This window comes from uncultured Winogradskyella sp. (assembly GCF_947498345.1).
Lineage (GTDB): Bacteria > Bacteroidota > Bacteroidia > Flavobacteriales > Flavobacteriaceae > Winogradskyella.
The window spans coordinates 413,002-429,187 of the sequence record NZ_CANMJY010000001.1 but is presented as its reverse complement, the minus strand read 5'-3'; the positions used below and the strand labels follow the sequence as shown (position 1 = coordinate 429,187).

Here is a 16,186-nt window from a genome sequence, read left to right as displayed (position 1 = left end):
AGGATGACAAACAGTTTTTGTGAAGTAAAATACTTTAAGTTCAAAAGGTTATTGCAATATTATCGAATGTAAAAGGAAGCTTTTCAGTCGTTTGCTCTACCAACTGAGCTATCAGGGCACACCGTGTAATACGGACTATGAGTGTATAAGTATATTTCCTCGCTTTGTCCAGTATTATTTGTAAGTGTTGATGATAAAGGCGTAGAGGGTTTTACTGTGCGTATAAGTACTCCCCGATTTTAAGTATTCAAGCATTAACTATTTGTTTTCAAGAAAGGACAGATTGCATAATGCTACATGAAAATTCACACAAAAACAGTAAATCTGCTGTACAATTTGCTAACCAAAAAGACAATTCAATAAAATTTACCGATGTATCGATACGTCATTTAAAACCTAAAACTAGAAGAATAGATTATTGGTATAAAGGACTATCTGGCTTTGGAATTAGGGTTTCAAAAAAAGGGACAAAAACTTGGTTTTATTATTACAGAATAGGAAAAACTCAACGAAGACTTAATTTAGGCAAGTACCCTCAATTATCTCTCAGTGATGCCCTAGTTCTTTACAATGATGCAAGAAGTAAAGTAGAACAAGATATAGACCCTTTTTTAGAACAAAAAAATGCAGAAAAGCAGTTTGATGAAGAGCTGACTGTTACCCAACTTGTAGAGCTATATTTAGAACATTCAAAAAAGTCAGGAAAAAAGAGCTACAAGGTAGAAGAAAAATGCTTGAAAAAAGATTTACTTCCTCATTTGGGTAAAAGAAAAATCACCACAATTGAGCCAAAGGACTTGGCTAAAATCTTCAATGAAATTATTACAAAAAGAGAAGCCCCTAGTAGTGCAACCCACCTTTACAGTTATATAAGACGGATATTTAATTTTGCATCGGATATGGGATTGATGAGGCGCAGGGATAACCCTTGTTTGGATATCAAGCTTAATATTAAGAAAAAGAAAAGAAACAGACATCTCACTCCACAAGAAATTTATTTGTTTTGGTATGGCGTCGATAAAATCAAAATGACTTCGGTTGTTAGATATGCCTTAAAATTTATGTTGTTAACCCTTGCCAGAGGTGGCGAGGTTAGGCAAATGAAATGGTCCGATATTGATTTTAATGAACGTATTTGGACACTGCCAAAAACAAAAAATGGGCATCTACATCGAATATATCTTAATGATAAAGCCATAAATATTTTGCAAGAGGTTAGGAAATATTCGGATGGAAAAGGTTTGGTCTTTGGTTCAACGGGTCAATTTTCCAAATGTGGCATCATAAAGAATAATCTTAAGCCGTTGCATAATCGGACTCTTTGCCAGCCCATAAAACGTCATTTTAATGTCTTTAAAATTAATAAGCCTTTCACACCTCACGATTTAAGACGAACAGGGGCTACAATAGTGGCGGGCTTATTTGGTCGCCAAGATTTAGTAAAGATGTGCCTAAATCACGTCAGAAATGATATCACGGATGTCTATGACCAATACACTTATGATGTTGAAAAGAAGAATGCAATGAACGCTCTCAATAAAGCTATTAGTTTAATTATTGACAGCCCAAATATTGAGAGCGTTCCTACATTTGATGTTCTCAGACAAAAGGTATTGCCAAAAAACACAATGTTCAACGGTTATGAGTCTAACGAGCAGAGTATGAACAAGGATTTTCAAGCCATTGCTTCACGTCCTGTATCCTATAGGCTTTCCTTTGACCTAAAGCCGTTATCGAGTGCAACTTAGGAAATCTACCTGCTTTACGCTCTCTATATTGTGTCGTTTTATCCAATGTTGTGGCTATCTCGGTAGTCTTAATGGAAATAAAGGCATTCATGTCGATTAAAAGTTGGGTGACAACTTTAGTCTCTTCGTCAGGGTCGATGAGAATTACATCATTGTTTGTAATTGTTTTTACCATAGGAATTCCTTTCTGTTTTTTCTATGAAAGGAAGGTCTAAAACTTAATGAAAGTCTTGAATACGCACTAAAAACTACAACTGTAACGCATTTAGAGCATTTTGTTTATGTAAAATTAACTATTAAGTGCGTAATCTCCATCCCAATTAGTTTTTAAAAGGAATTACAACAAGGAGGTCTATTATGGCTATGAAGTTTAATTACCCCAAAAAAACTAGGACTGACTTTCTAAAGGATGTCGTACTCTTATTGATAGCGAGGAGGCTTGAACTTGGAATTACCCAAGATGCGCTGAATCATTCACTAGGGGTAGCAGACAGATTGGTAAGTAAATGGGAATGCGGGACAAGAACCCCAACATCATTTCATTTATATTGCTGGGCTGATGCTTTAGAAAGCAAGATTGCTATTACTGCCAATGACAACAGCCCACCTACCGTTTCTGATGAAATGGAAAAGGCAGTCAATGATAACATTTTATTTAATGTTCATCATTGTTCTGATCAAGAATAGTAATCAATAAAACTATCAAAAAGGAAAAGAGATTGTGATTTAATAGTTTAATTCGACTATTGTTACATTCTCTTTTCTTTAACTCATACTTCTAAAAATTGTTCTGCCCTGTAATCCATGAGAAAGATTTTATCAAAATTTTCTTTTTGAAGTTCGTCAGATATATCATCAAAATAATATCCTGTAGATTTATTACCTATACCTGCTTCAATCAAAAGCCAATTCTCATCACATCGAGTTTTATATTTCTTTACGTCCTCTGACTTTTTATAAATGATATTTTGCAGAACTTTAAAATCTGCCTTTTGAACCAAAAAAGCGCCACAAGTTTCCCAAGGAAAAATTTCTCTCTGGTTAGAAATTGTTATAGAATTTATAAACTTGTTTTCTATACTATTCAATTTTGTAGAAATAGAAAAGTTCCTTTCTTTATTGATTTCATAGATTTCTAAAACCAAATCCAACAGTATTTTTGTGTAATAGCTTTTGGGTTTATCTTTTGTTGTTCTCATCGGTTCATTTGAAAAGTTAAATTGTACACTTAGTGTTTTCCCATAAATTTTTTCAAATTCATTTTGAGCGTCTATAATGATAGACTTCCTAAATTCTTCAATTTGCTTCTGTGATTTATTCATAAATCTTGTATGCTCAATAGAAACAACTTTATGTTTAAAGGTAACTACATAATCAGGAGGGTCTTCACCTTCATTAATGCCTTGAATTTTTGGTGTTTCACTGATCATATTAAGAAATCTTATAAGAGCATTATATTCTGAGACTTTTTGTTTAATTCTTGTCATAGGTAGATAGATAATAATTCAAATGTACTTGTTAGTATTCAAATTCCTGTTTCAGTTGATTTCTATATATTTATGATGTCATATTGATTTGGACTAAATAGATTAAAATTATAATTTAATGATTTTTAATTTAAGAAATTCAAGACAGAATCTTTTCGAGATATAGCTATTTAAAAATATATTGATGTATTTACAAAACATAAAATTATGGAATTTTAGAAAGTATGGCTCAAATGAAGCATTTGACCTTACTAGCTCTAACTTAAACCTAAACTTCACAAAAGGAGTAAATGTATTAATCGGAGAAAACGATTCTGGAAAAACAGCTATCATAGATGCCATTAAATTAGTTCTTAAAACGCATTCCTATGAATGGATGAGAATTGACAAAGACGATTTTTATGGAAATTCTGATAAATTTAGAATAGAGTTATTATTTAAAGATTTGTCTATTGAGGAAGCCAAAAACTTCACAGAATGGCTAAGCTGGGAAGGTGAAGGAGAAGATGCTGTTCCTACATTAAAATTAGTGTATGAAGCAAATATTAGGTCTGAAAGAATTATACCGTCAGATGTGAAAGCAGGATTATCTGAAGAAGGATATTTATTAACATCAGAAGCAAAAGAGTATCTTAAAGTAACTTATCTAAAACCTCTTAGAGATGCGAAAACAGAGTTAATTCCAAAGAAAAATTCGAGATTATCTCAAATTTTTCAAGAACACGAAGCATTTAAAGGAAGGGATAAAGGCCATCCTTTAAAAACCATTTTTGAGGAATTTGAAGAAAGAATTGGCTACTATTTTGAGGGAAGAGAATTTGAAGACCAGAAAGGAAAAGAGTTAAAAAAAGAAATAGATGGATATTTACAGTCTTTTTATGATGCAACAAAGGAAACCGAGATTAAAGTTTCCGAAGGAAAATTAAAAAGTATACTAGAAAAACTTGAATTGCTTGTCAAAGACGAGATTAATGTTGGCTTAGGAACATTAAACCGTCTTTTTATGGCATCAGAACTTTTACATCTTAATAAGAAAGATTATGACGGATTACGATTGGGTTTGATAGAAGAATTAGAAGCACATTTGCATCCACAGGCTCAAATGCAAGTTATAGAATCTCTCCAAAAACAGAAAGATATTCAATTAATCCTAACTACTCATAGTCCAAATTTAGCTTCTAAAGTTGAACTTGAAAATATTATCCTTTGTGAAAGCAATAATGCATTTCCTTTAGGTAGGGAATATACGAAGTTAGATAATAACGATTATATTTTTCTTGAAAAGTTCTTAGATACAACTAAAGCTAATTTATTTTTCGCAAAAGGAATTATTATGGTTGAAGGGTGGGCAGAAGAAATTCTTTTGCCAAGCTTAGCAAAATCAATAGGAATAGATTTAACAGTAAAAGGAGTTTCTGTAGTCAACATTGGACACACAGGGTTTGACCATTATTCCAAAATATTCCTTAGAAACAATACTCCAGATATGAGTATCCCTGTTGCCGTTATTACCGATTCTGATGTAAAGGAATATGAGATAATTAATGATGAAATTCAAAAAAGAAATAGTGATACTATAAGTTTAGAGAATGAACAAAAACTAACAGATTTAAATGGTAAATCAGAAAATAATATTCAGTATTTCCCTGCACCTAATTGGACATTAGAATATTCATTATTAAAATCTAAATTTTTAAATTCATCACTCATCGAAGTTTTAAAAAATGTTCATTCTGGAACAAATTGGGATGAAGATTCAGAAAAAGAACTCGCAAAAAAACTTTTAAATAAAGGTCTTAAAAAATCTGATATTGCCTATAAATTAGCTGATAAGGCTGAAAATTCATTTTGTATAAATAAATCAAATGGAGCATTGGAAACAGATAGCATAAACTACCTCATCAAAGCCATAAGATATGCTACAAGAAATTAACATATCAATAGAGGATATTCAATATGCTGAAAAAATATTACTGCCTGAAGGAGCAAATTTTGATTCCGAAAGATTGGACTTTATTTATAATTTTGACACGATTGATTTACAAGCCGTTCCTGGAAGTGGTAAAACCACAGCTTTACTTGCTAAGCTTTTAATCCTTGAAACAAAATTACCTTTGGTAAACAATAGAGGGATTTTAATACTATCTCATACCAATAAAGCAATTGATGAAATTAAAGAACGAATTGGCAAACATTGTCCCAAATTATTTTCTTACCCGAATTTCATTGGTACAATTCAGAGTTTTGTAGACCAGTTTTTAGCTATCCCATACATCAATAATTATTTAGGTTTTGATATTAAAAGAGTAGATTCCGATTTATTTAAAGAACAGCTTTGGCGAGAGTTTCAAATAATTAGTTGGAAGAAAGAATATGATAAACCAACTACTTTTTTTTGGGGAAAACATATTGCAGAAGCAAAAAAGGAATCAACAAGAACAGGAGTTTCCGAAGGTGTAATATGCAATTTGAAGATTGAAAAAAACATAAAAGATTTATACTTTGATTTTAATGATGAGAAAATCAAAGTCTTTAGAGACGATTCTGTTGTTTTAGCAACAAAAACTAACAAAAAATATATAGGTATAAAAGAATGCGTTTTAAATGTTTTGAATAATGGCTTTATATCTTATGAGTATGCCTATAAAATGGGATTGAACTGTATTTCTGTTTATCCGAAAATGAAGTTAATTCTACAAGAAAGGTTCAAATTTGTTTTTGTGGATGAAATGCAAGATATGGACACACATCAATACAATTTACTTGAAACTATATTTTATGATGATGGAAGCAGTAAATCTGTGTATCAAAGAATCGGGGACATTAACCAAGCTATATACAGCGGAGAAGTTCATACTGATGAAGTTTGGGAATTTAGAGGAACACCATTAACCATTAATGGTAGTCATCGCTTATCTGCAAATATTGCTGAACTCGTAAATTGTTTTACATTAAATAGCGAAGGTGGGTTTCAGGTTGAAGGCAAAAATGAAAATAGCAATCTAAAACCTCATCTTATAGTTTACGATGTAGGGAAAATTAAAGAGGTAATTCCAAAATTTTCACAAGTAATAAGAGGTTATATTGATTCAGAAGATATAACTATCTCCGATAAAGGTAAATTTAAAGTTATTGGTTGGGTCAAAGAAAAAGAAGGAGATAGAATAGGAATTACAGATTACTCAGAAGAATTTAAACCTCAATCAACATCCGTAAAAGTCGATTACGATAATTTATACACCTACCTGCATAATTTCAATAAGGAAAAAAGAACCTTAGAGCCAATAAGGAAGAATATTTTAAATGCTTTAATCAAAATCCTTAGAATAGAGAATATAAAGAATTTTGAAAACAGATATTTTTCAAAGAAACAACTATTATACTATTTATCTGAATCTTATGAAGATGAATACATCAATCTCAAAAGAAATCTATTTGATTGGAGTATTGACACAATTAGAGGGAAAACTGATGAGGTTTACAATTCAATAAAAGAATATACACCTAATTTGTTAAGTGTATTTGAAAAAGAAGTAATTCAGTCAAAAGATTTTATAGACAATGGGATTATTCAAACAATTGAAGAAGATATTACAGAACAATTAGCAAAAGATAATATTGTAAATTATAATGGCTTTGATATTGAAGTTTCTACCGTTCATTCAGTTAAAGGGCAAACTCATACAGCTACCTTGTACTTAGAAACTTCCTATCAGAATGGCAATGACACTTACGAAACCCAGAGACTATCATCACAATTAAAATATAATGATTTTTCCGATGCAAGGAAGTACCATAAACAATCAACCAAGATGGCATATGTAGGCTTTTCAAGACCAACTGATTTATTATGCATTGCCGTTAGCAAAGACAGATTTGATAGTCACCTTTCAGATGTTGATACTGATAGATGGGAAGTAGTAAATATTTAGATGATGGAATTAACACTAATCGAAGGCAAATTAATATTTACATATTATTATTCTGAGTATCAACAGAATGATTGGGTAAGAGAAAAACTTAGAGAAGATAAGGAAGTTACCTTTAAAAGGACTTTGACCTTTAAAGAAAAAGATGAATTCAAAATAAATAAAAAAAATAATGAAAAAGATGAATTTGATGAAATCAGTATATACAATATAGCTGAATTCGACCCAATAAGCTTTGTGTTAGCTGAGTTGAAAGAAGATGGTTATTATAGGATAAGAAAAAGAATCACTAATACTAGAAATCAAGTATATTTATATAAGGATTTAGAATTCAACATAAATTACTTTATTGCTGAGACAAAAATCTCAATTTTTGGTCAAATTGACAATCTTGTAGAAGAAGATATCTTTATAGGCGGAGATTCAGATAAGGCAATACCTATTGAAGATTTTGATAAACTCATACATAATTTTCCAACTACCTATGAGAAAAAGACATATGCTGAAGCTAGGATAGCTTCAATTATAAAGAATTATTTTGAGACCACTAAAGACGCTGAAGGTCTATATCATAATTATTTAAACAAAAAAATTTCTAAAACAGGCAAAAGCTTAAACAAGCTATTTCAAAACTATGAGCTGAAAAAGTATTCAACAATACTTGAGAAACTAGAAGGAATGTTAGTTTCTGAAAATTCATATAATGAGAATCAATGGCAAAATGAAATTCTAGAAATAATTCTCTTGCTATATCCGAAATATATTGCTTCTTTCAAAAGTGTATTCGTACAAATTGATGAAAAAAAAAGAAGATTTTTAGATTTTATGCTAGTTGATTATAACGGTAATATTGATGTTATTGAAATTAAAAAACCCTTTAAGAATTCAATAATGACAAGCTCCTTATATCGTAACAACCATATTCCACATAAAGACCTAATAGGAACTGTTATGCAATTAGAGAAATATATATATCATTTGAATCGGTGGGGAAAGAGAGGCGAAAGAGAATTATCTAAAAAATATAAAGATCAATTACCTGAAGGGTTAAACATAAGAATTACAAATCCTAAAGGATTTATTATAATGGGTAGGGAAGATAATTTGACTAATGAACAAAAATCTGATTTTGAAATTGTAAAGAGAAAATATACGAATGTAATTGATATTATTACCTATGATGATTTATTAGAAAGGTTAAAGTTCACAGTCAGTCAAATTAAACAGAGGTAATAATAATTAAGAAAAGTGCCTTTATTACTTTATCCAAGAGTCATTTATTTATATGAAGCTTAAGATACATAATTTTAACTTTTTAGGCTTGTCATAATTATGCTTAATTTTTTTAAATATGTTGTACATATGTTGTACAGGTAAAATTAAAAAGCCTTTCAAGAAATTGAAAGGCTTATCTTTGCTAGTAGCGGGAACTGGACTCGAACCAGTGACCTTCGGGTTATGAGCCCGACGAGCTACCTACTGCTCTATCCCGCGATATTGGACAGCAAATATACAACCCTTTTTAATTTTAACAAGTATTAAAGCAAAAAAATAGCGTCTAATAAAATTTATTAAACGCTATTATATCAATTTAATTAAAACTGAAATATTTTTTAGTTGTCATCATCATCGTCTTCTGCATCTAATGTTGCCAAAGAACCTTTAGTGTTAGCTTCATCTAAATCAAAATCTACAATGTTTGGTAACTTATCTTTAAGAGCTGCATAATTTCCTTTAAAACCATTATTGCTTAGAAGCAATGTTTTTAGATTAGATAATTGTGCTAACTCACCTGGTAAGTTTCCGTAAAAAGCATTGTTAGATAATACCAGCTCTTCTAACTGGCTTAACTCAACAATCGATGAAGGAATGGTACCAAGAAGGCTATTATCAAAAAGACTTAAAACTTTTAAAGATTTAAGATCAGAGATACTAGAAGGTAACTTTCCTATTAACTGATTACTGCTTAATATAAGACTTTCTAACTTAGAAAGCTTACCAATTGACGAAGGTATTTCGCCAAAAAAATCGTTATTATATAGTTCTAATGTTTTAAGATTAGTTAGGTTACCAATATTAGAAGGAATCGCTCCACTAAAGCTGTTAGAAAATAACTTTAACTCTTCAAGATTAGATAGCGAAGTCAACGATATTGGCAATTCACCCTTAAGTTTATTAAACGAAAGGTTTAAAACTCTCAAAGATTTAAAATCTGATATTTCACTTGGTAACTTACCATCTAAGTTATTAAAGCTTAAATTTATTGCAACAACTTTATCGTCTTCTAGGGTTACACCATACCAATTAGAAATTGGTTGATCAATATCCCAAGATGTATTCCAGGATTTTCCATTAGTTGCATTGTAAAGTGCAAGTAGTGCGTCTTTTTCGCTTTGGGATACGTCGGCAAATGTAAATGCAGAAAGCAAGCAGCATAGTAGGGTTAATTTTAAAGTTTTCATAATAGCTAGATTCTGTGGAGGGGCACAATAATGTATCGAATATAGAATCTATTTCTATAAACTGCAAATTTTTTCGACGAAATACATAGCCTCTAAATATAAACATTTAAAAATCAATACTTTACAATTTTTCACTGTTCTATGTTTTCTACTTGAAAACTTACGATTTTATGATACTCTATAACTACTGAAATTTGAATAGGATTACAGCAAATCTCACAATCTTCAATGTATTTTTGATGATTTTGGGACGTATCGATAAGCATTGAAATTTGCTCCCAACAATAAGGACATTGAAAAAAATATTCCTCCATTAATTTAAACGCTCTATTTGCTCTTGAATTGTTTCCCAGTCTTCCATAAGCTTTTCTAAATCTGTCTTTTTAGCTTGATAGGAATCAAAAAAAACAGGATTTGAAACGGTTTCGTCATAATTAGTTGCTAACGCAACATCATCATTTTTTATGTCTTTTTCAAGCTGGTTAATTTTAGACTCCACATTACTCAATTTGTTGTTTAAAGATTTAAGCTTTTTCTGGTCTTCATAGCTCTTTTTATTACCATTGGTTTTAGGTTGCTTTGCAACTATTGTTCGCTTTTCTGCTTCTCTTAAATTTTCAAGGTTACGTTGTTCTAAATAGTAATCTATATCACCTAAATATTCTTTAATATTCTGGTCTTTAAACTCGTAAATTATATTTGCCAATCCTTGTAGAAAATCTCTATCATGCGAAACCAGAATTAAGGTGCCCTCAAACTTTTTTAAAGCTTCTTTTAATACATTTTTAGACTTAATATCCAGATGATTTGTAGGTTCATCCATTATTAAAACATTGAGCGGTTGCAATAATAGTTTTGCTAATGCTAAGCGATTACGCTCACCACCAGAAAGTACCCTAACATACTTCTCCACTTCTTCTCCTCTAAACAAAAATGAGCCTAAAATATCTCTAACCTTACTTCTATTGGTCTCATTTGCAGCATCAATCATGGTATCTAAAACTGTTTTGTTTCCGTCTAAATACTCTGCTTGGTTCTGTGCAAAATATCCTATTTGCACATTATGGCCTATGGTAAGTTGCCCTAGGTGTTCTATCTCACCTACTATAATCTTGGCCAGTGTTGATTTACCTTGCCCGTTCTGGCCAACAAAAGCTGTTTTTGTATCTCTGGGAATCGATAGATTTACATGCTGTAAAACCTGCAAATCGCCATAATTTTTAGAGACATTTTCCATTTCTACAACAATTTTTCCTGGTGTAATAGAAACTGGAAAATTCAAGGTCATAACGCTATTATCATCTTCATCTACTTCAATTCTATCAATACGATCCAACTTTTTAATTAAGGATTGTGCCATTGTGGCTTTAGAAGCTTTAGCTCTAAACTTTTCAATTAATTTTTCTGTCTGTTGTATTTGTTTTTCCTGGTTTTTTTGAGCTGCTAACTGCTGTATTTTCATCTCCTTTCTAAGTTCTAAAAACTTAGTATAAGGTTTGTTATAATCGTAGATACGGCCTAAAGAAATCTCAATGGTACGATTAGTTACATTATCTAAAAACATCTTATCATGAGATACAATAACAACAGCTCCACTATAATTTTTTAAAAAATTTTCTAACCAAATAATTGATTCAATATCTAAGTGGTTGGTAGGCTCATCTAAAAGTAATAAATCGTTATTTTGAAGTAAAAGTTTGGCTAATTCTATTCGCATTCTCCAACCTCCAGAAAAGGTATCAGTTAACTTATTAAAATCGTCGCGTTTAAAACCTAAACCTTGAAGGATTTTTTCGGTTTCACCTTGATAATTATAACCACCTAAGATTTCGTATTGATGCTGAATCTCATTTAAGTCTATCATCAATTGATTATAAGACTCACTTTCATAATCTGTTCGCTCTGCGAGTTGAGTATTAATCTCTTCGAGCTTTGCTTCACATGTCTTAATGTCTTTGAATGCTTCGTAAGATTCTTCTAAAACTGTTTTTCCAAAGTCAAAATCAATATCTTGTTTTAAAAAACCAATCTTTAAATCTTTATCTGCAGCGATTTGGCCAGTGTCAGCTTCTTGTTCTTTAGATAAAATTCTGAGCATCGTAGATTTACCTGCACCATTCTTTCCGATAAGCCCTATGCGATCACCTAAACCTAGCTTAAAAGTAATGTCTTCAAATAGATATTCTCCTTGAAAAGAAATGGATAGATTATGAATGTTTAGCATAGTTATTATGAATCATACAATTGTCATAAAGTTACAATTGTTACACTATAAGAATTGTAAAAATTTATCTTTGTATTATTATTAAAACGCAAAAGTAAAGGTTTTCAATATGATAAGAAAAGGAATGAAACTTTATAGTATTCTTTTTGGAGCATGTCCAAAATGCCACCAAGAATCGATGTACACTGTTAAAAATCCATATGTGCTTTCTGATACGTTAAAGATTAATGATAATTGCTCGCATTGTAATACAAAATACCGTATGGAACCTTCTTTTTTCTACGGTTCTATGTATGTGAGCTATGCTGTAGGCATTGCCTTTGCTGTTGCTGCTTTTATAATTAGTTATGTAATACTTAAGTCTTCGCTTACTGTAGCCTTTATTGCTATAATACTAACCTTAATTGGGTTTATGCCAGTTATAATGCGCTTGTCTCGTAATATCTGGATTAATCTTTTTATGAGTTATGACAAAGAAATGGCTCGCAAAGTCAAAAACGTATCCTAATCACATTAGCTCTAAGACATAAGTTTCTTTAGAGGCACATATATGATTAAACAAAAGTTTAGTCTTAGTATTTAAATCGCTTAATATCTATTTCAGGATCTAACGGTTGTTCTCTCTCTATTAATTTGAAGAGTTTATCAGCAACATAAGGTGCAATCATTACACCTCTTGTGCCTAAGCCATTTAGCACATATAAATTTTGATGCTCATGGTGTCTACCAACTAAAGGTCTTCTATCTTTAACCGTAGGTCTTATACTTGCTCTGTGATTAACAACTTCAAAATCGCACTTAATAAAGGTTTTTAATTTGGTTATTAGTTCAATTCTCCCTTCTTCTGTAGGTAAGTGTGTCTTATCTTTCCAATTATAGGTAGCACCTACATAATACATAGCGTTACCAATTGGAATAATAAAGACAGAAGATTTAATACCAAAGTCTATTTGTAAATCTGATGCTTTTATAGTTAATACTTCACCTTTAGTACCATTAAGTGGAATATGATAAAAGTAAGGGTTACTTTTAACGCCAAAACCTTCGGCAAATACAATATGCCTTGCCTTTATATTCTCATATTGAATTGAAGTTTTTTCAATTTGAAGCTTTGTGTAGTTGAATTGTTTTTCCTCTAAACTATTATTAAGTTTTAAAAAGTCCTTATACGCTGTTATTAACGTTGTTGTATCTAATCGACCTGCATGTAATACTTCTCCATATCCATAGGGAGCATCAATACATATACTGGTATTTTTAACTAGATTCGTTGAGAGATAGTTTTCTAGCTTAGGCTTCTCCGCTGCATTAAACCAAAGGTTTTGTTCTTCAACAGAAGCAAATCGCCTTAAAAGTTGAAGCTTATAGTCTATCTTAATATTTAAATCCGATTCAATTTTGTTGTAAAGTGGTAAAGCTATTTTTAATTGTTCTTTTGCTTTCCATACTTCAGAAAAACGCTTAAGAATTACAGGGTTATATAAGCCTGCAGCTACTATAGAAGACCTTTGGGAGTTGTCATCAAATACCACAAAAGTCTTTTCATTGCTTCTTAATTGTTCACATAAAGCGATACTTGCTAACCCGCATCCAACTATAATATAATCTACTTCTTTCATTGTCGCAAAAGTAAGCAACCAAACAATTTTAAATTATAAATAGTATTAGTTTTTTAATACGTGTCTACTTTACTCAGTGTATATCTGGAAATAAAAAACGCCCACTTAATAAAGTGAGCGTTTATATAAATTTAAGAGCTAATTAGTAACTCCACATATCTTGTTCAAAGTTTCTAATTTTATCTTTGATACGTTCAGATTCTAAAAGTTGCATTAATGCATTTTCAGCAATATATTCTTTAACTTCTCTATCACCGTATACATTCTCTTCCTTATATATTAAGCCGTGAAAACGGCGACTATTTAATAAGTGGTCAAACGATATTGGTGAAGAACTATTATTATTGTTAAACGCTTTAGCCTCGTGTAAAATATCTCTTACTTCAGGGAAAAATATCCAAAACATAGCGATAGGCTCACTGTTTTCAGAGTTTTCATCATCAATAAAGTTTACATCTGGTGCCGCGGGAGCAATCCCTAAAACACGATACTTTAATTCACCTTGACGTTTGTCAAAATACCAAAGTCCTTTAATTAAGTACGAGTTAATATCTGCAGGTCCTATCTCTCTACGAATGACATATTCCTCAGGTAATTCATCCTCTCCTACACCATTCTCGTTCATATAATCAATACCAGCATCTGTAATTCTTGTCATAGTTAATGACGCTTCAAGATCTTTTAAAGTACGTTCTTCTGTAAAATATGAATCTGCATATACTTTAGAAATCATACCACTGTCCATGTTTTCTCTTAGAACTTTATATAATGATTTTCTATCATCACCAATGTTCTCTTCTACAGGAAAATAAAGTGGAAAATTAACACGTTCGTCTAGAACAACTTTTTCCCAAATCATTTTAGAAAATAAGATGTCTCTGTCACCTACATAACCATACTCTAAAGGCTGATCATTGTCTAGAAGGAGCTCTGCTTCAGTTTTCATACCAATTTCCTCTGGGATTTTGGCATTAAGGATATTAGACTGTGCAAACATAGTATGCGTTGCAAAAAGTGCTAATCCTACATATATAATACGCTTCAATTTCATCTTAATTAATAATTTGGGTTTAAATCTATAAACTTATTCTATTAGTTGGTTACCTCAACTACTACAGGTGATACATTTTTCAACCTATAAGTGTTGTTACCTTGAATCTTAGCTTTAATGTCAAAGATTGTAATATTATCACCTTTGCGTGCTCTTTTAATAGCAGCTTTAGCTTGAGAATTCATTTTAGTACCAGCTACATTTACAGTAGGTTGTCCAGGAACTTTAATCTTAAATGATGTAGTTTGTATTGGTAAATCAAATACAAAATCATCTAATTTAGCACCTACAGTACCTACTTCAACATTACGTTTAGGTAATTTGACAACACCAGATTGACCAGATATAGTACCTGTTGGTGCAGGAATATCTTTAATTCTAAATTGTTTTGAATCGGTAACTCTAGTACCATCATCTAAAGTCGCAGTTACATTAATTGTAACATCTCTACCTGTTCCGGCTTTCATTACATATTTACCGTTTCCAACTTTGTTTAAACCTGGTGCATTAGCTACAACTTTGTTATCAGATACACCAGCAAAAGAAATAGTCATTGGATTATCTACACCACGATAAACTACATTCATCTTATCTGCTGAAATCGTAGCAGAGTTTGGTCTTGGTACTACTACATAGTTTGCTTCAATTGGAATAGGCAATTCTTTACCGTTTTCAATGAAGGTAAACTCACCTTTTATTTCATGTTCTCCAACATTACCGACGTTGAAATCTAAGGTAGCTGCTCCACTTGAGTCTATTGCTGTAGCTAAATCTACTTCTTTACCTTGAACAACTAGTTTTACTGGTGGAACATTGGCATATTTACCTATAACCACTCTACCTTGAAATTTTTCCCCTGCAAAAAATGCAGACTTCTCAGGTAAAACTATAGCTTTATAATTATTCAAAGTTGTCGCTTCAGTAACAACTTTACCTAAGAATAAATTAAGCATATTTGCTTGTGCTACTCTTACATCATTTTGCATAGCCGTAAGCTTAGTATATGATGCAATTGCTGGGAAGCCTTGGAAATGATAATTTAACCAATCTATTTTCTTTTTATCCTTATTTTCAACTTTATCAGTATTAAATGTCTTTTTGAAATCATCAGCAGTACCTCTGTAAGATTCATCCTTAGATAATACTTCTAATATAGAAGATTTGTATTCAGCTATATTAGCCATCACTTCATCACCCTTTTTAGTAAGTCGATCACCAGTAAACCAAGCTTCATCTAAAATATCGGTCTTATCCATTGATTCAAAGGGCAATTTTCCTGTTTCAGAATCTATTTTATAATTTCCTTCTCTAAGCAAATCTTGTTTTAAGCTTTCTAAATATTTGTAAAACTTATCAGACGCAATCTCTGTTTGTTGGGCTCTAGCTGCTGGAACCGAAAATTCTTTCGGTTTCTCACTACTTTTCTCTTTTAAATCAGCTAATAGTAGCTCATTTCTATCAGCTGTAGAAACATTTGCATCAGCAAATTTAGCTTCCATCAATCCGAAAGCGGATAGTACTTCCTTAGACATATTCATCGCCATCATAGCAATAAATACCAAGTACATTAAGTTAATCATTTTCTGCCTTGCAGATAATTTTCCTCCTGCCATTGTAATTAGTTTTTAAATGTTAATTAATTAAATTGATTACTCTATAAAAACTA

Annotated in this window: 13 protein-coding genes and 1 tRNA gene; 6 read left to right on the top strand and 8 right to left on the bottom strand. The window is 31.3% G+C overall.

Annotated features, from left to right (window positions below):
- Positions 1 to 290 precede the first annotated feature (290 nt).
- Both Q0912_RS01910 and Q0912_RS01905 read left to right on the top strand, forming a co-directional pair.
- Positions 291 to 1,748 carry a site-specific integrase gene (locus Q0912_RS01910; RefSeq protein ID WP_299111420.1) on the top strand — a complete coding sequence of 486 codons (1,458 nt, stop codon included), beginning with the start codon at positions 291 to 293 and terminating at the stop codon, positions 1,746 to 1,748.
- Positions 1,749 to 2,171: 423 nt separating this feature from the next.
- Entirely contained in the window at positions 2,172 to 2,435 is a 264-nt protein-coding gene (locus Q0912_RS01905; protein ID WP_299111418.1) for a helix-turn-helix domain-containing protein, read from the top strand.
- An 83-nt stretch (positions 2,436 to 2,518) separates the two neighbouring features.
- Here Q0912_RS01905 and Q0912_RS01900 read toward each other — a convergent pair whose 3' ends face one another.
- Complete coding sequence (locus Q0912_RS01900; protein ID WP_299111416.1) at positions 2,519 to 3,235, bottom strand: hypothetical protein; 717 nt, start codon at positions 3,233 to 3,235, stop codon at positions 2,519 to 2,521.
- A gap of 184 nt (positions 3,236 to 3,419) precedes the next feature.
- Here Q0912_RS01900 and Q0912_RS01895 point away from each other — a divergent pair, with 184 nt between their 5' ends.
- From Q0912_RS01895 to Q0912_RS01885, 3 genes are read left to right on the top strand one after another with little or no spacing between them, the layout of a single operon-like run.
- Positions 3,420 to 5,168, top strand: coding sequence for an AAA family ATPase (locus Q0912_RS01895; RefSeq protein ID WP_299111413.1), 1,749 nt, complete (start codon positions 3,420 to 3,422; stop codon positions 5,166 to 5,168).
- Positions 5,152 to 7,167 (top strand): UvrD-helicase domain-containing protein, encoded by a 2,016-nt coding sequence (locus tag Q0912_RS01890; protein ID WP_299111411.1) that lies wholly within the window; start codon positions 5,152 to 5,154, stop codon positions 7,165 to 7,167. Before Q0912_RS01895 ends, Q0912_RS01890 begins: the two co-directional genes overlap by 17 nt.
- Positions 7,168 to 7,170: 3 nt before the next feature.
- Positions 7,171 to 8,397 (top strand): Shedu immune nuclease family protein, encoded by a 1,227-nt coding sequence (locus tag Q0912_RS01885; RefSeq protein ID WP_299111409.1) that lies wholly within the window; start codon positions 7,171 to 7,173, stop codon positions 8,395 to 8,397.
- Positions 8,398 to 8,585: 188 nt separating this feature from the next.
- On the opposite strand, the gene Q0912_RS01880 is transcribed toward Q0912_RS01885, so the two are convergent.
- The 4 genes from Q0912_RS01880 to Q0912_RS01865 form a co-directional block, all read right to left on the bottom strand.
- Positions 8,586 to 8,658, bottom strand: a tRNA-Met gene (locus Q0912_RS01880).
- A 119-nt stretch (positions 8,659 to 8,777) separates the two neighbouring features.
- On the bottom strand, positions 8,778 to 9,626 hold the full coding sequence (locus Q0912_RS01875; protein ID WP_299111407.1) for a Two component regulator three Y domain protein: 849 nt from the start codon (positions 9,624 to 9,626) through the stop codon (positions 8,778 to 8,780).
- 131 nt (positions 9,627 to 9,757) lie between these two features.
- Positions 9,758 to 9,940 (bottom strand): CPXCG motif-containing cysteine-rich protein, encoded by a 183-nt coding sequence (locus Q0912_RS01870; RefSeq protein ID WP_299111405.1) that lies wholly within the window; start codon positions 9,938 to 9,940, stop codon positions 9,758 to 9,760.
- Positions 9,940 to 11,850 carry an ABC-F family ATP-binding cassette domain-containing protein gene (locus tag Q0912_RS01865; protein WP_299111403.1) on the bottom strand — a complete coding sequence of 637 codons (1,911 nt, stop codon included), beginning with the start codon at positions 11,848 to 11,850 and terminating at the stop codon, positions 9,940 to 9,942. The genes Q0912_RS01870 and Q0912_RS01865 overlap by 1 nt, the downstream gene beginning before the upstream one ends.
- 109 nt (positions 11,851 to 11,959) lie before the next feature.
- Between Q0912_RS01865 and Q0912_RS01860 the strand changes: the two genes are divergently transcribed.
- The gene (locus Q0912_RS01860; RefSeq protein WP_299111401.1) at positions 11,960 to 12,358 is read left to right on the top strand and encodes a DUF983 domain-containing protein; all 399 of its coding nucleotides are present in this window, start codon (positions 11,960 to 11,962) and stop codon (positions 12,356 to 12,358) included.
- Between the two features lie 64 nt (positions 12,359 to 12,422).
- Here Q0912_RS01860 and Q0912_RS01855 read toward each other — a convergent pair whose 3' ends face one another.
- The 3 genes from Q0912_RS01855 to gldM all read right to left on the bottom strand — a co-directional run bounded on the left by Q0912_RS01855 (position 12,423) and on the right by gldM (position 16,133).
- Positions 12,423 to 13,469: an FAD-binding oxidoreductase gene (locus tag Q0912_RS01855; RefSeq protein WP_299111399.1), complete on the bottom strand. Its 1,047-nt coding sequence runs from the start codon at positions 13,467 to 13,469 to the stop codon at positions 12,423 to 12,425.
- Positions 13,470 to 13,611: 142 nt separating this feature from the next.
- A complete protein-coding gene (gldN, locus tag Q0912_RS01850; RefSeq protein WP_299111397.1) occupies positions 13,612 to 14,520 on the bottom strand; it encodes a gliding motility protein GldN in 909 nt (302 codons plus the stop codon).
- A 41-nt stretch (positions 14,521 to 14,561) separates the two neighbouring features.
- Positions 14,562 to 16,133 (bottom strand): gliding motility protein GldM, encoded by a 1,572-nt coding sequence (gene gldM / locus Q0912_RS01845; protein WP_299111395.1) that lies wholly within the window; start codon positions 16,131 to 16,133, stop codon positions 14,562 to 14,564.
- Positions 16,134 to 16,186: the final 53 nt, after the last annotated feature.